This window comes from Citrobacter sp. wls706 (assembly GCF_005281305.1).
In the GTDB taxonomy this organism is placed as follows: Bacteria; Pseudomonadota; Gammaproteobacteria; order Enterobacterales; family Enterobacteriaceae; genus Citrobacter; species Citrobacter werkmanii.
The window spans coordinates 36,425-55,409 of sequence record NZ_SZXG01000040.1 but is presented as its reverse complement, the minus strand read 5'-3'; the positions used below and the strand labels follow the sequence as shown (position 1 = coordinate 55,409).

Below are 18,985 nucleotides of genomic sequence, written 5' to 3'. Positions count from 1 at the left end.
TTTATCTTGGGTTAATCCGTTATTTTACCCTTTTCCACGGTAAACATCTTCGAATTTTCATCGGACATGTCTATAACGTGTTCAGCGCTGATTGCGCTGACAAAGACCTGTGATTGCGTGGCTTTTAAGCGGCTGGCCAGCAGCCCGCGACGCGCATCATCCAGTTCAGAGGCAAAATCATCTATCAGGTACAGGCAGCGCCGTCCGCTTTCACGGGTCAGGAACTCCCCTTGCGCCAGACGTAAGGCGCACATTAGCAGTTTTAGCTGCCCACGCGACAACGTGTCTTCTACCGGCGCACCGTCGGCACGAATGCGGAAATCCGCCTTATGCGGGCCGTGTGCGGTGTAGGTCAACATGCGATCGCGTTCAAAACTGCGTTCCAGCACCTCGGCATAATCTGTCTCCTTCTCCCAACCACGCTGGAAAGAAAACGAGAGAGAAAACTCGGGAAGAAACTGCTGGCAGGTATCCGCCATATCCTGCGCGATACCCGCGCTGTACTCCGCGCGCCAGGTGCTGATTTGTTCCGCCAGCGGGATAAGTTCTCTATCCCACGGGCGCAGTTGTTCATAACGACTCACCTGACGCAGTGCCGCATTGCGCTGCTTGAGCAGTCGCTTCAGGTTGCTCCAGGCGGTGAAAAATCCGGCTTCATTGTGAAAGCATCCCCAGTCAAGAAATGCTCTTCTGTATTTGGGGCCGCCGTTGAGTAAAGTAAACCCCTCTGGCGTGATCAGCTGCATCGGCATCAGGTGCGCCAGTTCAGCGACCTTGTGCCCGTCAGTGCCATCAATGCGCACTTTGCTGTCGCCCAGTTTGTCTTTCGTCAGACCAATCGACGTCTCACGCTCTTCTCCCTGCAAACGTCCGTGTAAAACAAACGACTCCTGCTCGTGGCGAATCACGCGGCCAATCTGCAAACTGCGAAACGCCCGGCCATGGCCGAGCGTATAGATGGCTTCCAGCACACTGGTTTTGCCGCTGCCGTTCGCGCCAACCAGGAAGTTAAAGCCAGGGGATAAAGCGAGATCCGCGCTTTCGATATTGCGAAAATCGCGGATCAACAGGCGGGTGAGCGACATTACAGTCTCATTGGCATAACAACATAGGCAGCCGACTGTGATGCGGCATCTTCAATCTGTACGCTCGATACGGAATCAGTCAGCAGAATACGCACGTTCTCGCACTTCAGCGCGTTCAGAACGTCCAGCACGTAGCTAACGTTAAAACCGATTTCCAGTTCCGTACCAGGATAGGAGACATCCAGAATTTCTTCTGCTTCTTCCTGCTCCGGGTTGTTGGCGGTGATTTTAAGCTGATTTTCGCTGACATACAGACGCACGCCGCGGAATTTCTCGTTCGAGAGGATCGCCGCACGGGCAAACGCCTGCTTGAGGATATCGCAACCGGCTTCCAGATGTTTGTCCGGATTTTTCGGCAATACGCGGCGATAATCCGGGAAACGACCGTCTACCAGCTTGGAGGTGAAGATGAAATCCCCCACGTGCGCACGAATATTGTTGCTGCCAATCTGCACGCGCAGCGGGTTGTCACCGCCGTCAAGCATACGCATCAGTTCAATCACACCTTTACGCGGTACGATCACCGAATGGCTGGGCAACGGCTGACCGACAGGCATTGAACAAACCGCCAGACGGTGACCGTCGGTCGCCACAGTACGCAGCTCTTCCCCTTCGGTTTCAAACAGCATGCCGTTTAAGTAGTAACGCACATCCTGATGCGCCATCGAAAACTGCGTGGCTTCAATCAGGCGCTTCATTGTGGCCTGCGGCAGGGTGAATTCGACTTCGCTCTGCCAGTCATCCAGATTAGGGAAGTCGGCGGCAGGAAGCGTGGACAGCGAGAAACGGCTGCGACCAGAGCGTACCAGCATGCGGTCGCCTTCCAGTTGAACGGCTATTTCCGCGCCTTCCGGCAACCCGCGGCAAATGTCGAAGAATTTACGTGCCGGAACGGTGGTCGCACCAGGTTCATGGGGCTGGATCAACGCCACGCGCGCCACCATCTCCATTTCGAGATCGGTACCGGTCAGAGAAAGCGCACCGTCAGCGACCTGCAGCAGCAGGTTTCCGAGGATCGGCAGTGTAGGACGTCCACCCAGCGGGCCGCTGACCTGCTGAAGCGGTTTTAATAAATGTTCACGTTCAACGGTAAATTTCATAGCGTCACGAAGATAATGTTCTGATTAAATTGGAGAAATCTTCTTTAATATCATGGCTTTCTTCACGCAACTGCTCAATCTTGCGGCAGGCATGAAGCACGGTAGTATGGTCACGCCCACCAAACGCGTCGCCAATTTCCGGCAGACTGTGGTTGGTGAGCTCTTTTGCCAGCGCCATCGCCATCTGGCGCGGACGAGCTACCGAGCGAGATCGACGCTTTGACAGCAGATCCGCAATTTTGATTTTGTAATACTCCGCCACCGTCTTCTGAATATTGTCGATGGTGACCAGCTTTTCCTGCAAAGCCAACAGATCGCGCAGCGCTTCGCGCACGAAATCGATGGTAATCGCCCGGCCGGTAAAATTGGCGTTGGCGATCACGCGGTTCAGTGCGCCTTCCAGTTCACGCACGTTAGAGCGTAGACGCTTGGCAATAAAGAACGCCACTTCCCCCGGCAGACGAATGTCGTTTTCGTCGGCTTTTTTCATCAGGATCGCCACGCGTGTTTCCAGCTCTGGCGGTTCGATCGCAACAGTCAGCCCCCAGCCGAAGCGGGATTTCAGTCGATCTTCAACACCATTGATCTCCTTCGGATAACGATCCGACGTCAGGATGATCTGCTGATTACCTTCCAGCAGGGCGTTGAAGGTGTGGAAGAATTCTTCCTGTGAGCGCTCTTTGTTGGCAAAGAACTGGATGTCATCGATCAGCAGCGCGTCGACGGAGCGGTAGTAGCGTTTAAACTCTTCGATCGCATTGTTTTGCAGAGCTTTAACCATGTCCTGCACAAAACGCTCGGAGTGCATATACACCACTTTCGCGTTCGGTTTACGCGCCATAATGCCGTTACCGACAGCATGCAACAGGTGGGTTTTACCCAGACCCGTACCACCATAAAGGAATAACGGATTGTAGGCGCCGCCAGGGTTGTCCGCCACCTGACGTGCCGCCGCGCGCGCCAGTTGGTTAGATTTACCTTCAACGAAGTTATCAAACGTATGTTTAACGTTGACGTTAGAGCGATAGGTAGGTTCTGCCGGCGCCGGGACGTTGTCCCAACCAGGGCGCGCCGCAGGAGCAGCACGTTGCGGTTGTACCTGTTGCGCCACATGGGCAGGCGCGACAACATTATTTACCGGCGTCTTCAGCGTTTGCGTGACGGGTTTAGTTCCGACCTCAAAACGCAGCTGTGGGGCATCCGCTCCACAGAAGTTATTTAGTAATCCATTAATATTATTAAGGTATTTGTCCCTTACCCAATCGAGCACAAAACGGTTTGGCGCATACAAAGCCAGCGTGTTATCGCTCAGTTCCGCCTGCAACGGGCGTATCCACATACTGAATTCTGTGGCTGGTAACTCATCCTGCAATCGGGCAAGACACTGCTGCCAAAGCGAAAGTGACACGGCGGACTCCACTCGAACAAAAGTCGATAAATGACAAAGGCTGAAACATTCATGATTGTTGACGCACACCGACAAGACCCTATGCAAAGGGTGACGTGCGAATTGCTATCTGCAATTTTTCCCCGATCAGGATCCATTGAAACGATCGGGACCGCGGATCATAGCGTAAACTGAGAAAGAGATCTTCTGTTTCTCACAGATTCTTCCCGATTTATCCACAGGATGATCCAGAATCGGCTAAGTGTAAACGATCCTGGAGAAGTGCTGCAGGTTTTAGCGCGCATATTGAAAAAATTAATGAGTAAAGATGCTTTACTGCTTAAACGATCTAATAAAGATCCCGGGCGATCCTTGCGCTTTATCCACCAGCCCGTATAATTCTTACCCCCAGCGAGTAACGGTCGCCTTACGGCGTCAACGCTGCCTGTTTTTCACACAAAACCTTGTGGAAAAAAGCGGGAAATAAGGAAAGAGAATTGACTCCGGAGTGTACAATTATTACAATCCGGCCTCTTTAATCACCCACACTGTGGCGTAAGTCGTTCGAAACTCGTTCGGGTATACGCAAAAGTCAGTGAATTTATTCAAGTTTAGGTAGAAATCGCCATGAAACGCACTTTTCAACCGTCTGTACTGAAGCGCAACCGTTCTCACGGCTTCCGTGCTCGTATGGCTAATAAAAATGGTCGTCAGGTTCTGGCACGTCGTCGTGCTAAAGGCCGTTCTCGTCTGACCGTTTCTAAGTAATAAAAGCTAGCCCCTGAGTGGTTAAGCTCGCATTTCCCAGGGAGTTACGTTTGTTAACTCCCACTCATTTCACATTCGTCTTCCAGCAGCCACAACGGGCTGGCACGCCGCAAATCACCATCCTCGGCCGCCTGAATTCGCTGGGGCATCCCCGTATCGGTCTTACCGTCGCCAAGAAAAATGTTAAACGTGCGCATGAACGCAATCGGATTAAACGTCTGACGCGTGAAAGCTTCCGTTTACGTCAGCACGAACTTCCCGCAATGGATTTCGTGGTGGTGGCGAAAAAAGGGGTTGCTGACCTCGATAACCGTGCTCTCTCGGAAGCGTTGGAAAAATTATGGCGTCGCCATTGTCGCCTGGCTCGCGGGTCCTGATAGCCCTCATTCGGGTCTATCAACGCCTGATCAGTCCGCTGCTTGGGCCGCATTGCCGTTTCACTCCAACCTGTTCGAGCTACGGAATTGAGGCATTGCGCAGGTTTGGAGTGATAAAAGGCAGTTGGTTGACGGTGAAACGCGTATTAAAATGCCACCCTTTACACCCTGGTGGTGACGATCCCGTCCCGCCCGGACCATTTGATACCAGAGAACACTAACGATGGATTCGCAACGCAATCTTTTAGTCATCGCTTTGCTGTTCGTGTCTTTCATGATCTGGCAAGCCTGGGAGCAGGATAAAAACCCGCAACCTCAGGCCCAACAGACCACGCAGACAACGACCACCGCAGCGGGTAGCGCCGCAGACCAGGGCGTACCGGCCAGTGGCCAGGGGAAACTGATTACGGTTAAGACTGACGTGCTTGATCTGACCATCAACACCCGTGGTGGTGATGTGGAACAGGCTTCGCTGCCAGCTTACCCGAAAGAACTTGGTTCTACCGAACCGTTCCAGTTACTGGAAACTACGCCACAGTTCATCTACCAGGCACAGAGTGGCCTGACCGGTCGTGACGGCCCGGATAACCCGGCTAACGGCCCACGTCCGCTGTACAACGTCGAAAAAGACGCATTTGTACTGGCAGACGGTCAGAACGAACTGCAGATCCCGATGACCTATACTGACGCAGCGGGTAACACGTTCACTAAAACGTTTGTCCTCAAGCGTGGTGAATATGCTGTCAACGTTAACTACAGCGTGCAGAACGCCGGCGAAAAACCGCTGGAAATCTCCACCTTTGGTCAGCTGAAGCAATCCATCAATCTGCCATCTCATCGCGACACCGGTAGCAGCAACTTTGCGCTGCACACCTTCCGTGGCGCGGCCTACTCCACGCCGGATGAGAAGTATGAGAAATACAAATTCGACACCATTGCTGAAAACGAAAACCTGAACGTCAACGCTAAAGACGGTTGGGTCGCAATGCTGCAACAGTATTTCGCAACGGCATGGGTTCCGCGTAACGACGGTACCAACAACTTCTATACCGCTAACCTGGGTAACGGCATTGCCGCTATCGGCTATAAATCACAGCCGGTACTGGTACAGCCAGGCCAGACTGGTGCGATGACCAGCACCCTGTGGGTCGGCCCGGAAATTCAGGATAAAATGGCGGCCGTTGCACCGCACCTGGATCTGACCGTGGATTACGGCTGGTTGTGGTTCATCTCTCAGCCGCTGTTTAAACTGCTGAAATGGATCCATAGCTTCCTGGGTAACTGGGGCTTCTCCATCATCGTTATCACCTTTATCGTTCGTGGCATCATGTACCCGCTGACCAAAGCGCAGTACACCTCCATGGCGAAGATGCGTATGCTGCAGCCGAAGATTCAGGCTATGCGTGAGCGTCTGGGCGATGACAAACAGCGTCAGAGCCAGGAAATGATGGCCCTGTACAAAGCTGAGAAGGTTAACCCGCTGGGCGGCTGCTTCCCGCTGATCATCCAGATGCCAATCTTCCTGGCGTTGTACTACATGCTGATGGGCTCCATTGAACTGCGCCATGCGCCGTTCGCGCTGTGGATCCATGACCTGTCTGCACAGGACCCGTACTACATTCTGCCGATCCTGATGGGCGTGACGATGTTCTTCATTCAGAAGATGTCTCCGACCACCGTGACCGACCCGATGCAGCAGAAGATCATGACCTTTATGCCGGTCATCTTCACCGTGTTCTTCCTGTGGTTCCCGTCAGGTCTGGTGCTGTACTATATCGTCAGCAACCTGGTAACCATTATTCAGCAGCAGCTGATTTACCGTGGTCTGGAGAAGCGTGGGCTGCATAGCCGCGAGAAGAAAAACTCCTGATTCGGTGTAGGCCGGATTAGGCGAAGCCGCCATCCGGCAAACGGAACATAACGTAAAGGGCGGTCATTAGACCGCCTTTTTTATTGCATCACAAAGAGACATATCATGAGCCATAACGACACCATCGTCGCTCAGGCCACGCCACCGGGACGTGGTGGCGTGGGTATCCTGCGTATCTCCGGCCTGAAGGCACGTGAGGTCGCAGAAACCGTGCTGGGCAAACTGCCAAAACCACGTTATGCCGACTATCTGCCGTTTAAAGACGCGGATGGCAGCGCGCTGGATCAAGGAATTGCCCTGTGGTTCCCCGGTCCAAACTCCTTTACCGGTGAAGACGTTTTAGAACTGCAGGGTCACGGCGGTCCGGTGATTCTCGATCTGCTGTTAAAACGTATTCTGACCATTCCCGGGCTGCGCATTGCCAGACCCGGTGAATTCTCCGAGCGCGCGTTTCTCAATGATAAGCTCGATTTAGCCCAGGCCGAGGCGATTGCCGACCTGATCGATGCCAGCTCGGAGCAAGCGGCTCGCTCAGCGCTGAACTCGTTGCAAGGCGCCTTTTCCGCACGGGTAAATCATCTTGTGGAAGCGCTCACTCACTTGCGCATCTACGTGGAAGCGGCGATTGATTTCCCGGATGAAGAAATCGACTTCCTGTCTGACGGCAAGATTGAAGCGCAGCTCAATAGCGTTATCAGCAACCTTGATGCTGTACGTGCCGAAGCGCGTCAGGGCAGCCTGCTGCGCGAAGGGATGAAGGTGGTGATTGCTGGTCGCCCGAACGCCGGGAAATCAAGCCTGCTAAACGCCCTGGCAGGCCGCGAAGCGGCTATTGTCACCGACATCGCCGGTACCACCCGCGACGTCCTGCGCGAGCATATCCATATCGACGGCATGCCGCTGCACATCATCGACACCGCCGGTCTGCGCGACGCTAACGATGAAGTGGAACGCATTGGGATCGAGCGCGCGTGGCAGGAAATTGAGCAGGCCGACCGCGTGCTGTTTATGGTTGATGGCACCACCACTGACGCTACCGACCCGGCTGACATCTGGCCCGACTTTATTGCCCGTCTGCCCGCCAAACTGCCGATTACCGTGGTGCGTAACAAAGCGGATATTACCGGTGAAACGCTGGGTCTTAGCGAAGTAAATGGCCACTCACTGGTTCGTCTCTCCGCACGTACCGGTGAAGGCGTTGACGTGCTGCGCAATCATCTCAAGCAGAGCATGGGCTTTGAAACCAATATGGAAGGCGGCTTCCTGGCGCGTCGTCGTCACCTACAGGCGCTGGCAGAAGCGGCGGAGCATCTCGAGCAGGGCAAAGCTCAATTGCTCGGAGCATGGGCTGGGGAACTGCTGGCAGAGGAGCTACGCCTGGCTCAGCAGAACCTCAGTGAGATCACCGGTGAATTTACCTCCGACGATCTGCTGGGACGGATTTTCTCCAGCTTCTGTATCGGTAAGTAACCTTGTGTTGCCCGGTAGCGCGATGCTAACCGGGCCTACAGGCCCCGTAGGCCGGAGAAGGCGTTTACGCCGCCACCCGGCAACAACAATTTCCCATGTGGAAATCACTGTTGTCCAAATGGCAACTCGTGCAGTTGACTCTCTGCCCGTATGCTTAGCGCCACATTCCTCATGAGGTCGCTATGACACGCTTTCTAATCTGCAGTTTCGCCCTGGTTCTTCTTTATCCTGCCGGTATTGATATGTATCTGGTGGGGCTGCCCCGCATTGCGGCCGATCTACAGGCCAGCGAGGCGCAACTGCATATTGCGTTTTCGGTTTATCTGGCGGGAATGGCGACGGCGATGCTTTTCGCCGGTAAAATTGCCGACCAGTCAGGCCGCAAACCGGTCGCCATAGTCGGCGCACTCATCTTTATTTTCGCCTCTGCGCTATGTTCTTTCGCCGAGAGCGGTACGCCGTTCCTGGTAGGCCGCTTTATTCAGGGAGTGGGCGCTGGCTGCTGCTATGTGGTGGCTTTCGCTATTCTGCGCGATACGCTCGACGATCGCCGCCGGGCAAAAGTGCTGTCGCTGTTGAACGGAATCACCTGTATCGTACCGGTGCTGGCTCCGGTCATGGGGCATCTGATTATGCTCAAATATCCGTGGCAAAGCCTGTTCTACACGATGATGGGTATGGGTGTAGTCGTATGCCTGCTGTCGGTATTTATCCTGCGAGAATCGCGCCCAGCGACCCTCACGACGTCTACACCAAAGAACCACACCAACGAGTCTTTGGTGAACCGTTTTTTCTTAAGCCGCCTGGCCATAACCACCCTCAGTGTGTCGGTGATCCTGACCTTCGTGAATACCTCTCCGGTGCTGCTGATGGAAGTGATGGGCTTCGACCGTGGTGAATACGCCACGACGATGGCTATGACCGCAGGCATCAGTATGGCGGTCTCTTTCTCGACGCCGTTCGCCCTCAGTGTATTCAAGCCTCGCGTTCTGATGCTGACTTCACAGGCGTTATTTCTGGCAGCGGGCGTAGTGTTAACCCTTGCCGCCTCACACGCAGTAACGCTGTTTGGGCTGACTTTAATCTGCGCCGGGTTCTCGGTTGGTTTTGGTGTCGCCATGAGTCAGGCGCTGGGACCGTTCTCGCTGCGTGCAGGGGTTGCCAGCTCGGCGTTAGGTATTGCGCAGGTTTGCGGTTCATCACTATGGATTTGGCTGGCAGCGGTCCTCGGCCTTGATGCGCTGAATATGCTGATCGGGATTCTGATTGGCTGTAGCATAGTGAGTATCATGCTGATTATCATTGTTGCCCCTAACCGGTCCGCGCCAACTCATGAAGAAATCCCTCAGCAGTCTCGATCTTAATTTGTTGCTCTGCCTGCAACTATTGATGCAGGAACGCAGCGTTACCAAAACCGCCAAACGGATGAACGTCACGCCGTCGGCGGTGAGTAAGTCGCTGTCGAAACTGCGGACCTGGTTTGACGACCCGCTGTTTGTAAATACCCCGCTGGGACTTACGCCGACGCCATTAATGGTCAGCATGGAGCAGAATCTGGCAGAGTGGATGCAGATGAGCAATCAATTGCTGGATAAGCCGCACCATGAGGCTCCGCGCGGGTTGAAGTTTGATCTGGTGGCCGAAACGCCGTTGGTCATGATCATGTTTAACGCCCTCTCCCGGCAGATCTATCAGCGTTATCCCCAGGCGACGATCAAAATACGCAACTGGGACTATGATTCGCTGGATGCGATTATTCGCGGCGAGGTGGATATCGGCTTCACCGGCCGCGAAAGCCATCCGCGTTCGCGAGAACTGCTGAGCCTACTGCCGTTGTCGATCGACCATGAAGTGTTGTTTTCCGATCTCCCTTGCGTCTGGCTACGTGAAGATCATCCGGCATTGCAGGAAGAGTGGAGTCTGGATACATTTCTGCGCTATCCCCACATCAGTATTAGCTGGGAGCAAAGCGATACCTGGGCGCTGGACGATGTGCTTCAGGAGATGGGGCGCACACGCAATATCGCGTTATGCCTGCCAGGTTTTGAGCAGTCGCTGTTTATGGCCGCCCAGCCGGATCATGCGCTGATAGCCACAGCGCCGGTCTATTGTCAGCGTTATAACCAACTCCACCAGCTTCCGCTAGTGGCGCGTCCTATGCCATTTGATGCTGCGCAGTTAGAGAAAATGCGCGTACCGTTCACCCTCCTTTGGCATAAACGTAACAGCCATAATCCGAAGATCGTCTGGCTGAAAGAAACGATCAAGGCTCTGTATCGCGATATGTCCTGACGATCCGCCGCCACAGTGTTGCTTAAATGACCATTCTGGCAACAGAAATGTAAATGTCGCGTAATGTATTCCATTTCCGTTTATTTTTTAGCCGGTAAAACCTGCCTGAACGCCGTGTAAATGTTACTCTGGTTATAATCACGGACCATTAATCACGGAGCGAAAAATGGCGACACATTTTGCCAGAGGGATTCTTACGGAGGGACACCTGGTTTCAGTTCGTCTCCCTACTCCATATCACATTGAAGCAAGTAATCTACCCGCTCACCGTCGAACACGCTTCCTGGCCTCCCGAAGTCTTCTCGCAGAACTAATGTTCATGCTTTACGGCACCAGCACGTTGCCTGAGATTGTTACTGAGGCGAAAGGTAAGCCCGTTTTTCGCGATAAAAACCTGCCGGGATTTTCGATTTCTTATGCCGGAAATATTGTTGGCGTTGCACTGACAACAGAAGGTGTTTGCGGCCTGGATATGGAGCTTCAGCGAGCGACACGCGGTTTTCACAATCCGAATTCAACACAAACCTGGCGCTTCTCCAGTAACGAAAATCTGTGGATCAATAACCAAAACGACCCTAACGAAGCGCGTGCGCAGCTCATTACGTTGCGCCAGAGCGTTCTCAAACTCACCGGCGATGTGTGTAATGACGATCCGCGCGAACTCCAGCTTTTACCCGGCGCAGGGCGTCTGAAATGTGCCCATGTTGCACAGGTTGAAGCCATTTGCGATGCGGAAGATGTGCTGGTGTGGTCGGTTGCGGTTACGCCAACCATTGAAAAACTCAAGGTTTGGGAGTTTGATGGTAAACAGGACTGGAAAAGTTTGCCTGATATCCAGACTCGCGCCAATGAGCCAACGGGTCGCCTGATCCGGTTCTCTCAATTATGCGCAGCGAAAAGCCATACGCTTAACTGATTTAACCTTCATGATGAAACAGGAGTCACCATGTCTGAAACATTGAATGTTGTTACGTTACTGGGAAGTCTGCGCAAAGGTTCGTTTAACGGCATGGTTGCCCGCACGCTGCCTAAAATTGCGCCCGCAGGAATGGAAGTGAGCGCGTTACCGTCGATTGGTGATATCCCGCTGTATGATGCCGACCTCCAGCAGGAAGAAGGTTTCCCGGCCAGCGTAGAAGCGCTGGCAGAGCAAATCAGGAAAGCTGATGGTGTTGTTATCGTGACACCAGAATATAACTATTCTGTTCCTGGCGGACTGAAAAACGCCATCGACTGGCTGTCCCGCCTGCCCGATCAGCCATTATCTGGCAAGCCGGTACTGATTCAGACCAGCTCAATGGGCGCTATTGGCGGCGCGCGCTGTCAGTACCATCTGCGTCAGATCCTGGTGTTCCTCGACGCCATGGTGATGAACAAGCCGGAATTTATGGGCGGCGTCATTCAGAACAAGGTGGACCCGCAGACGGGTGAAGTCATCGACCAAAGCACGCTGGACCATCTTACCGGTCAACTGACCGCATTTGGCGAGTATATTCAGCGCGTGAAAGCGTAAACGAAAAAGCCCGGCGATTTGCCGGGCTTGTCTTTCTAAAACCAAATAAACAGCGATCAGTGCGCGTCGATAAACACAATCTTCAGCACAAACAGCAGCGCGACAACGATGACGCACGGGCTGAGATCGCGCAAACGTCCGGTCCCGATTTTCATCACGCAGTAGGAAATAAAGCCCAGCGCGATACCTTCGGTAATCGAGAAGCTAAACGGCATCATCACGGCGGTAATGAACGCAGGAACCGCTTCTGTCAGGTCATCCCACTTCACGCGCGACAGGCTTGATGTCATCAGCACACCGACGTAAATCAGCGCACCGGCCGCGGCATAGCCCGGCACCATTCCCGCCAGCGGCGACAGGAAGATAACCAGCAGGAACAGCAGGCCGACAACCACGGCGGTAAGCCCAGTACGTCCGCCGACAGAAACCCCGGAAGAAGATTCAATATACGCGGTAACGGAAGAAGTACCGATAAACGCGCCAGTGACAGATGACACGCTATCTACATACAACGCCTGCTTCATACGCGGGAACTTGCCCTTCGCATCCGCCAGACCGGCTTTATCCGTAACGCCAATCAGCGTACCGGAAGAGTCGAACAGGTTGACCAGCATGAATGAGAAAATCACCCCCGCCAGGCCAATATTAAACGAACCGGCCAGATCGACATGGCCAATAACGGACATCACGCTCGGTGGCGCAGAGACGATACCGTTGTAATGAACATCGCCCAGCATCCAGCCCAGTAGCGTGGTCACAATGATGGAGATCAGCACCGCCGCATGAATGTTGCGTGACGCCAGAATCGCGATGATAAAGAAGCCCAGAATACCGAGCAGCACGCTGTGAGACGTCAGGTTGCCGATGGACACCAGCGTGTCTTTGTTCGCCACGATAACACCGGCGTTTTTCAGCCCCATCATGCCGATGAACAGACCAATACCGCTGGTGATCCCCACGCGCAGGCTAACCGGGATATTAGCAATCATCCAGTAACGCACGCGGAAAATCGTCAGCAGCAGCAGACCTACTGCGCCCCAGAAGATAGCGCCCATACCAATCTGCCAGGAGAGGCCCATCGCGCCGACGACCACGAAAGCAAAGAATGCGTTCAGGCCCATTGCAGGCGCAAGTGCGACCGGCAGGTTGGCAAACAGGCCCATCAGGATGCTACCAAAAGCAGCAATAAGACAGGTGGTAACAAAGACGGCGCTGGTATCCATGCCAGCTACGCCAAGAATTTGCGGGTTAACAAAAACGATATACACCATCGTCAGGAAGGTCGTTAAACCGGCGATCACTTCGGTCCGTGCCGTCGTGCCATGTTCGCGCAGTTTGAACACGCGTTCCAGCATCCCCTGGCCAGAAGCCTGGGTTGTGTGTTGTTGACTCATTATCAATTTCCGAACAAGGAGGGAAAATTCGTCGCTATCCTATACCAAAATGCGACAATAGGGTTGGGTTATGAGCAACTTTTTTCATTGATTTTGCTTATACGGCAACGATTGCGTGGCCCAATAATGCATTACGAAAACGTTAAACTTGTTAAAATGGAAATGACATGTCCCAGATAGAAGCCGTATTTTTTGACTGTGACGGTACCCTTGTAGACAGTGAAGTGATTTGTTCTCGCGCGTATATCAGCATGTTCCAGGCGTTCGGCATTACGCTCGATCTTGAAGAAATTTTTAAACGCTTCAAAGGGGTAAAGCTGTACGAGATCATCGACATTATCAACGAAGAGCACGGTGTCGAACTGGCAAAAGCCGATTTAGAACCGGTTTACCGCGCTGAGGTCGCACGTCTGTTCGATACGGAACTGGAAGTGATCGCTGGCGCTAATGCGCTACTGGACAGTATGACGGTGCCCATGTGTGTAGTGTCCAACGGTCCAGTCAGTAAAATGCAGCATTCGCTGGGTAAGCTGGGCATGTTGCACCATTTTCCTGATTTATTGTTCAGCGGTTACGATATTCAACGCTGGAAGCCCGATCCGGACCTGATGTTCCATGCGGCAAAAGCGATGGACGTCAACGTTGAGAACTGCATTCTGGTCGATGATTCCAGTGCCGGCGCGCAGGCGGGGATTGCTGCGGGAATGGAAGTATTCTATTTCTGCGCCGATCCGCACAACAAACCGATCGATCATCCAAAAGTGACGACTTTTACCGATTTGGCACAGTTGCCGGAATTGTGGAAAGCGCGCGGATGGGATATTACGCGTTAACTGAAATGCCGGATGGCGCTAACGCTGATCCGGCCTAGTTTCTACGTTTTTATTACTCTTTCGGATCTTTGCCCGCCAGCAGCTTATCCAGTTCATCTCCACCTACGTGACGGAAATCTTGTCCCTTCACGAAGTAGAAGATGTATTCGCAGATATTCTGGCAACGGTCACCGATACGCTCGATGGAACGGGCGCAAAACAGCGCGGTCAGCACGCTTGGGATAGTACGCGGATCTTCCATCATATAAGTCATCAGCTGACGCACGATGCCTTCATATTCCTGGTCAACTTTCTTATCTTCACGATAAATACGTACCGCTTCGTCCAGATCCATACGCGCAAACGCATCCAGCACGTCATGCAGCATCTGCACAGTGTGGCGGCCCAGTGATTCCAGGCTGACCAGCAGCGGCTGATGCTGATGCGAGAATTTCTCCAGCGCGGTGCGACAAATTTTGTCCGCCACGTCGCCAATACGCTCCAGCTCGGCGATGGTTTTGATAATCGCCATCACCAGGCGCAGGTCGCTGGCGGTCGGCTGACGTTTGGCAATGATACGCACACAGGCTTCGTCGATCGCCACTTCCATCATGTTGACGTTCTTATCGCCTTCAATGACGCGCTTCGCCAGTTCGCTGTCCTGGTTATGCATGGCGGTAATCGCATCAGAAAGCTGCTGCTCGACCATGCCGCCCATGGTCATCACCTGGGTACGGATGCTTTCCAGTTCAGCATTGAACTGGCCGGAAATATGTTTATTAAGGTTAAGGTTATCCACAACAAGCTCCTGAATCAGCCGTAACGACCGGTGATGTAGTCTTCAGTTTGTTTCTTCGCGGGCTTGGTGAACAGATCGTCCGTGTTGCTGAACTCAATCAACTCGCCCAGGTACATAAATGCCGTGTGATCGGAACAACGTGCCGCCTGCTGCATGTTGTGGGTCACGATAACAACGGTGTAATCCTCTTTCAGTTCCGTGATCAGCTCTTCGATACGCCCGGTAGAGATCGGGTCGAGCGCTGAACATGGCTCATCCAGCAGAAGCACTTCCGGGCGAATGGCGATGCCACGCGCAATGCACAGACGCTGCTGCTGACCACCAGAGAGAGAGTACCCACTCTGATGTAATTTATCTTTGGTTTCGTTCCACAATGCGGCCTTGGTCAATGCCCACTGCACACGCTCGTCCATATCCGCACGAGAGAGCTTCTCAAACAGACGCACGCCAAACGCGATGTTGTCGTAGATGGACATCGGGAACGGCGTCGGCTTCTGGAATACCATCCCCACTTTGGCACGCAGCAGCGCGATATCCTGGGTATTGGTGAGAATATTGTCGCCATCCAGCAGGATTTCACCTTCCGCACGCTGTTCCGGGTACAGCTCAAACATTTTGTTGAACGTACGAAGCAGCGTCGATTTACCACAGCCTGACGGCCCGATAAACGCCGTAACCTGGTTTTTAGCAATATCCAGGTTGATGTTCTTCAGGGCATGGAATTTGCCATAGTAGAAGTTCAAATCACGAACCTGAATCTTACCCGGAGCAGTATCAACCATACTCATTTCAATCTATTCCTCATCCGGCGCCGCATCAGCCACGCCGTAAAAATTAACCGTGTTTCTTCTTCGCGAAAATGACGCGCGCCAGAATGTTCAGCAGCAGTACGCACAGGGTAATAATCAGTACCCCAGCCCAGGCCAGTTGCTGCCACTCAGCAAACGGGCTCATCGCAAACTTAAAGATAGTGACCGGCAGGTTGGCGATAGGCTGCATCATGTCGGTGCTCCAGAACTGATTGGAGAGCGATGTAAACAGCAGCGGAGCAGTTTCACCGGCAATACGCGCAATGGCCAGCAGGACACCTGTAATAATGCCCGAGACAGATGCCTTCAGGGTGATCGCAGAAATCATCTTCCACTTCGGTGTACCCAGCGCATAGGCAGCTTCACGCAGGCTGTCCGGCACCAGTTTGAGCATGTTCTCCGTGGTACGAATCACAATGGGCACCTGCAGCAGCGCCAGCGCGATAACGCCCGCCCAGCCGGAGAAGTGTTCCATTTTTGCGACCACAATGGTGTAAACGAACAGACCGACCACAATTGATGGCGCAGAAAGCAGGATGTCATTGATAAAGCGGATGACCTCAGCCAGCCAGGACTTACGCCCGTACTCAGCCAGGTAGATGCCCGCCATAATACCCAGCGGGGTGCCAAACACGGTCGCCCACAGGATCAACAGTCCGCTACCGGCCAGAGCGTTCGCCAGACCACCACCAGCCGTATTCGGCGGCGGCGTCATTTCGGTGAACAGCGCCAGAGACATACCGTCAATACCACGGGTAATCGTGGACATCAGGATCCAGATCAGCCAAAACAGACCAAACGCCATGGTCGCCATAGAGAGCGTGAGCGCGATGCGGTTCTTCAGGCGGCGGCGCGCCTGCATTTTACGGCGGGATTCCGCAAGCGCAGTGGTGTTTTGCATTTCAAGCGTAGCCATTAGCGTGCCCCCTCGTTCTTCGCAAGGCGCATGATCATGAACTTAGACGCAGCCAGTACGATGAAGGTGATCACAAACAGAATCAGCCCCAACTCCATCAACGCAGCAACGTGCAGCCCTGATTCCGCTTCGGCAAATTCATTCGCCAACGCAGAGGTAATACTGTTGCCCGGCATATACAGCGATGCACTGTCGAGCTGATAGGTGTTACCGATGATAAAGGTCACCGCCATGGTCTCACCAAGTGCGCGACCCAGACCCAACATCACGCCGCCGATCACGCCATTTTTGGTGAACGGGAGGACGATGCGCCAGATAACTTCCCAGGTGGTACAACCGATGCCGTAGGCTGACTCTTTCATCAGCACTGGCGTTTGTTCGAACACGTCGCGCATAACCGCCGCAATGTAAGGAATAATCATGATGGCGAGGATCACACCCGCAGCCAGAATCCCAATACCAAACGCCGGACCAGCAAACAGCGCGCCAACAAACGGAATGTTGGAAAGGATGTTACCGACCGGTTCCTGGAAATAAGTCGCAAACAACGGAGCAAAGATAAACAGGCCCCACATGCCGTACACGATACTTGGAATTGCCGCCAGCAGCTCAATGGCGATCCCCAGCGGGCGACGCAGCCAGCCGGGCGCAAGTTCAGTCAGGAACAAGGCAATGCCGAAACTCACCGGAACGGCAATCAGCAGTGCGATAAGCGAGGTGACCAGCGTACCGTAAATCGGTACTAATGCACCGTAGATATCGTTTGGCGCATCCCATTCTTTGGTCCACAGGAAGGAGAAACCAAATTTCTGAATGCTTGGCCAGGAGGAGATAACCAGAGAGACAATGATGCCACCCAACATCAATAGCACAATCAGCGCAGCCAGTTTTACCAGCGCGCTGAATATCATGTCACCCTTTTTACCCGGGGGGTTAAAAGCAGGCTTTGTTGCAGCCATAAATCACTCTTTAAGTTTGGGCCAGGAAGCAAGCATTTTATCGTGCTTCCCGGCTAACGTAATGCCATACCCTAAATAATCCGAGTTGCAGCAAGGCGGCAAGCTTGTGAATCCCCAGAAGCATAGATTCACTATGTGACTGGGGTGAACAAGCACAGCCAACACAGCTGCGGCTCGAAGTATGACGGGTATTTAGTACAGCGCTTTACCGCTGCTGTCTTTCACGTTGGTTTTCCATGCAGCACGAACCTGCTCAACCACGCTGTCCGGCAGGCTGGCATAATCCAGGTCATTAGCCTGTTTGCCGCCATTTTTGTACGCCCAGTCGAAGAACTTCAGCACTTCAGCGCCCTGCTCAGGTTTCTTCTGCTCTTTATGCACCAGGATGAAGGTGGTGGAAGTGATTGGCCACGCATCGTCACCTTTCTGGTTGGTTAGATCCTGAGCGAAGGTTTTGCTCCAGTCAGCACCTTTCGCAGCGTTAGCAAAGTTCTCTTCGGTCGGGCTTACCGGTTTGCCATCGGCAGAAACCAGTTTGGTGTAAGCCAGGTTGTTCTGCTTAGCGTAAGCGTACTCAACGTAGCCGATAGAGCCAGGCAGACGTTGTACGAATGCGGCGATACCGTCATTCCCTTTACCGCCCAGGCCGGTCGGCCAGTTAACGGTAGAACCGGAACCAATTTTCGATTTCCACTCTTCATTCACTTTTGCCAGGTAGCTGGTGAAAACGAACGAAGTACCTGAACCGTCAGCACGGCGCACAACGGCGATATTCTGCGAAGGCAGCTTCAGACCCGGGTTCAGTTTGGTGATGGCTTCATCATCCCACTTCTTAATTTTGCCGAGGTAGATGTCACCCAGCGTTTTGCCGTCAAGCACCAGCTCGCCGGATTTCAGGCCAGGGATATTCACCGCCAGCACTACACCGCCGATCACGGTCGGGAACTGGAACAGGCCTTCTTGATTGAGTTTTTCGTCAGACAGCGGCGCATCTGAGGCACCAAAATCAACGGTATTCGCAGTGATTTGTTTTACACCACCGGAGGAGCCGATACCCTGGTAGTTTACTTTGCTACCGGTCTCTTTCTGATAGGTATCTGCCCATTTGGCATACACTGGCGCAGGAAAAGTTGCACCTGCACCCGTCAGGCTCGCTGCGGCAAAGGCAGAGAACGCGCTCATGGATAAGGTCGCGGCGACAACAGTTGCGACAGTGGTACGCATAACTTTCATAATGTCTCCTGCACGGTTTTCGTAAATTGTTGTTTGAGTTGCTACTGTGAGCAAAATAGGACAAACAGGTGACAGTTAAATGTACGAAATATGACAGTTTTATGACAGATAAAATTAACTTACAACTATTTGAATTTTAAAGATATTTTTAAACATGAAAAACAGAGATGTTAAAGACGTATGACAGCGACTGTCACAAAA

Annotated in this window: 19 protein-coding genes; 10 read left to right on the top strand and 9 right to left on the bottom strand. The window is 53.2% G+C overall.

The window, feature by feature from the left end; genetic code table 11:
* Nucleotides 1-11: 11 nt before the first annotated feature.
* Genes recF through dnaA form a run of 3 tightly spaced genes read right to left on the bottom strand, consistent with a single transcriptional unit; the run spans nucleotide 12 to nucleotide 3,593 of the window.
* Nucleotides 12-1,085 carry a DNA replication/repair protein RecF gene (gene recF / locus FDW92_RS20365; protein WP_038635725.1) on the bottom strand — a complete coding sequence of 358 codons (1,074 nt, stop codon included), beginning with the start codon at nucleotides 1,083-1,085 and terminating at the stop codon, nucleotides 12-14.
* Nucleotides 1,085-2,185 carry a DNA polymerase III subunit beta gene (gene dnaN / locus FDW92_RS20360; RefSeq protein ID WP_005121477.1) on the bottom strand — a complete coding sequence of 367 codons (1,101 nt, stop codon included), beginning with the start codon at nucleotides 2,183-2,185 and terminating at the stop codon, nucleotides 1,085-1,087. The genes recF and dnaN overlap by 1 nt, the downstream gene beginning before the upstream one ends.
* Before the next feature lie 4 nt (nucleotides 2,186-2,189).
* Complete coding sequence (dnaA, locus tag FDW92_RS20355) at nucleotides 2,190-3,593, bottom strand: chromosomal replication initiator protein DnaA (RefSeq protein WP_003827078.1); 1,404 nt, start codon at nucleotides 3,591-3,593, stop codon at nucleotides 2,190-2,192.
* 606 nt (nucleotides 3,594-4,199) lie between these two features.
* On the opposite strand from dnaA, the gene rpmH reads away from it, so the two are divergent.
* From rpmH to FDW92_RS20310, 9 genes are all read left to right on the top strand, one after another.
* Nucleotides 4,200-4,340: a 50S ribosomal protein L34 gene (rpmH, locus tag FDW92_RS20350; RefSeq protein ID WP_003023858.1), complete on the top strand. Its 141-nt coding sequence runs from the start codon at nucleotides 4,200-4,202 to the stop codon at nucleotides 4,338-4,340.
* A 17-nt stretch (nucleotides 4,341-4,357) separates the two neighbouring features.
* Nucleotides 4,358-4,717 (top strand): ribonuclease P protein component, encoded by a 360-nt coding sequence (gene rnpA, locus FDW92_RS20345; RefSeq protein ID WP_003844432.1) that lies wholly within the window; start codon nucleotides 4,358-4,360, stop codon nucleotides 4,715-4,717.
* Entirely contained in the window at nucleotides 4,681-4,938 is a 258-nt protein-coding gene (gene yidD, locus FDW92_RS20340) for a membrane protein insertion efficiency factor YidD (RefSeq protein ID WP_003023846.1), read from the top strand. Before rnpA ends, yidD begins: the two co-directional genes overlap by 37 nt.
* 2 nt (nucleotides 4,939-4,940) lie before the next feature.
* Nucleotides 4,941-6,587 (top strand): membrane protein insertase YidC, encoded by a 1,647-nt coding sequence (gene yidC, locus FDW92_RS20335; protein WP_006687746.1) that lies wholly within the window; start codon nucleotides 4,941-4,943, stop codon nucleotides 6,585-6,587.
* A gap of 105 nt (nucleotides 6,588-6,692) precedes the next feature.
* Nucleotides 6,693-8,057 (top strand): tRNA uridine-5-carboxymethylaminomethyl(34) synthesis GTPase MnmE, encoded by a 1,365-nt coding sequence (mnmE, locus tag FDW92_RS20330; protein ID WP_042311434.1) that lies wholly within the window; start codon nucleotides 6,693-6,695, stop codon nucleotides 8,055-8,057.
* Between the two features lie 182 nt (nucleotides 8,058-8,239).
* The gene (locus tag FDW92_RS20325; protein WP_042311432.1) at nucleotides 8,240-9,421 is read left to right on the top strand and encodes an MFS transporter; all 1,182 of its coding nucleotides are present in this window, start codon (nucleotides 8,240-8,242) and stop codon (nucleotides 9,419-9,421) included.
* Nucleotides 9,390-10,349, top strand: a complete 960-nt coding sequence (yidZ, locus tag FDW92_RS20320) for an HTH-type transcriptional regulator YidZ (protein ID WP_042311429.1) — start codon at nucleotides 9,390-9,392, stop codon at nucleotides 10,347-10,349. Before FDW92_RS20325 ends, yidZ begins: the two co-directional genes overlap by 32 nt.
* Nucleotides 10,350-10,515: 166 nt before the next feature.
* Complete coding sequence (locus tag FDW92_RS20315; RefSeq protein WP_042311427.1) at nucleotides 10,516-11,265, top strand: 4'-phosphopantetheinyl transferase superfamily protein; 750 nt, start codon at nucleotides 10,516-10,518, stop codon at nucleotides 11,263-11,265.
* 30 nt (nucleotides 11,266-11,295) lie between these two features.
* The gene (locus FDW92_RS20310; protein WP_042311425.1) at nucleotides 11,296-11,862 is read left to right on the top strand and encodes an NADPH-dependent FMN reductase; all 567 of its coding nucleotides are present in this window, start codon (nucleotides 11,296-11,298) and stop codon (nucleotides 11,860-11,862) included.
* Between the two features lie 56 nt (nucleotides 11,863-11,918).
* On the opposite strand, the gene adeP is transcribed toward FDW92_RS20310, so the two are convergent.
* Nucleotides 11,919-13,256: an adenine permease AdeP gene (gene adeP, locus FDW92_RS20305; protein ID WP_006687753.1), complete on the bottom strand. Its 1,338-nt coding sequence runs from the start codon at nucleotides 13,254-13,256 to the stop codon at nucleotides 11,919-11,921.
* A gap of 167 nt (nucleotides 13,257-13,423) precedes the next feature.
* On the opposite strand from adeP, the gene yieH reads away from it, so the two are divergent.
* Nucleotides 13,424-14,089 (top strand): 6-phosphogluconate phosphatase, encoded by a 666-nt coding sequence (gene yieH, locus FDW92_RS20300; RefSeq protein ID WP_042311423.1) that lies wholly within the window; start codon nucleotides 13,424-13,426, stop codon nucleotides 14,087-14,089.
* A 52-nt stretch (nucleotides 14,090-14,141) separates the two neighbouring features.
* Here the strand turns inward: yieH and phoU are convergent, their stop codons facing one another.
* The 5 genes from phoU to pstS form a co-directional block, all read right to left on the bottom strand.
* Complete coding sequence (gene phoU, locus FDW92_RS20295) at nucleotides 14,142-14,867, bottom strand: phosphate signaling complex protein PhoU (protein WP_038635754.1); 726 nt, start codon at nucleotides 14,865-14,867, stop codon at nucleotides 14,142-14,144.
* A 14-nt stretch (nucleotides 14,868-14,881) separates the two neighbouring features.
* On the bottom strand, nucleotides 14,882-15,655 hold the full coding sequence (gene pstB / locus FDW92_RS20290) for a phosphate ABC transporter ATP-binding protein PstB (RefSeq protein ID WP_003023821.1): 774 nt from the start codon (nucleotides 15,653-15,655) through the stop codon (nucleotides 14,882-14,884).
* Nucleotides 15,656-15,701: 46 nt separating this feature from the next.
* Nucleotides 15,702-16,592 (bottom strand): phosphate ABC transporter permease PstA, encoded by an 891-nt coding sequence (gene pstA, locus FDW92_RS20285; protein WP_003827037.1) that lies wholly within the window; start codon nucleotides 16,590-16,592, stop codon nucleotides 15,702-15,704.
* Nucleotides 16,592-17,551, bottom strand: coding sequence for a phosphate ABC transporter permease PstC (gene pstC, locus FDW92_RS20280; protein ID WP_038635761.1), 960 nt, complete (start codon nucleotides 17,549-17,551; stop codon nucleotides 16,592-16,594). Before pstC ends, pstA begins: the two co-directional genes overlap by 1 nt.
* A gap of 192 nt (nucleotides 17,552-17,743) precedes the next feature.
* A complete protein-coding gene (gene pstS / locus FDW92_RS20275) occupies nucleotides 17,744-18,784 on the bottom strand; it encodes a phosphate ABC transporter substrate-binding protein PstS (RefSeq protein WP_042311421.1) in 1,041 nt (346 codons plus the stop codon).
* Between the last annotated feature and the right edge of the window lie 201 nt (nucleotides 18,785-18,985).

Bases quoted from the DNA above. Each gene is read 5' to 3' on its own strand.
- recF (WP_038635725.1), bottom strand. From the start codon at position 1,085: ATGTCGCTCACCCGCCTGTTGATCCGCGATTTTCGCAATATCGAAAGC.
- dnaN (WP_005121477.1), bottom strand. From the start codon at position 2,185: ATGAAATTTACCGTTGAACGTGAACATTTATTAAAACCGCTTCAGCAG.
- rpmH (WP_003023858.1), top strand. From the start codon at position 4,200: ATGAAACGCACTTTTCAACCGTCTGTACTGAAGCGCAACCGTTCTCAC.
- yidD (WP_003023846.1), top strand. From the start codon at position 4,681: ATGGCGTCGCCATTGTCGCCTGGCTCGCGGGTCCTGATAGCCCTCATT.
- yidC (WP_006687746.1), top strand. From the start codon at position 4,941: ATGGATTCGCAACGCAATCTTTTAGTCATCGCTTTGCTGTTCGTGTCT.
- mnmE (WP_042311434.1), top strand. From the start codon at position 6,693: ATGAGCCATAACGACACCATCGTCGCTCAGGCCACGCCACCGGGACGT.
- FDW92_RS20325 (WP_042311432.1), top strand. From the start codon at position 8,240: ATGACACGCTTTCTAATCTGCAGTTTCGCCCTGGTTCTTCTTTATCCT.
- yidZ (WP_042311429.1), top strand. From the start codon at position 9,390: ATGAAGAAATCCCTCAGCAGTCTCGATCTTAATTTGTTGCTCTGCCTG.
- FDW92_RS20315 (WP_042311427.1), top strand. From the start codon at position 10,516: ATGGCGACACATTTTGCCAGAGGGATTCTTACGGAGGGACACCTGGTT.
- FDW92_RS20310 (WP_042311425.1), top strand. From the start codon at position 11,296: ATGTCTGAAACATTGAATGTTGTTACGTTACTGGGAAGTCTGCGCAAA.
- adeP (WP_006687753.1), bottom strand. From the start codon at position 13,256: ATGAGTCAACAACACACAACCCAGGCTTCTGGCCAGGGGATGCTGGAA.
- yieH (WP_042311423.1), top strand. From the start codon at position 13,424: ATGTCCCAGATAGAAGCCGTATTTTTTGACTGTGACGGTACCCTTGTA.
- pstB (WP_003023821.1), bottom strand. From the start codon at position 15,655: ATGAGTATGGTTGATACTGCTCCGGGTAAGATTCAGGTTCGTGATTTG.
- pstA (WP_003827037.1), bottom strand. From the start codon at position 16,592: ATGGCTACGCTTGAAATGCAAAACACCACTGCGCTTGCGGAATCCCGC.
- pstC (WP_038635761.1), bottom strand. From the start codon at position 17,551: ATGGCTGCAACAAAGCCTGCTTTTAACCCCCCGGGTAAAAAGGGTGAC.
- pstS (WP_042311421.1), bottom strand. From the start codon at position 18,784: ATGAAAGTTATGCGTACCACTGTCGCAACTGTTGTCGCCGCGACCTTA.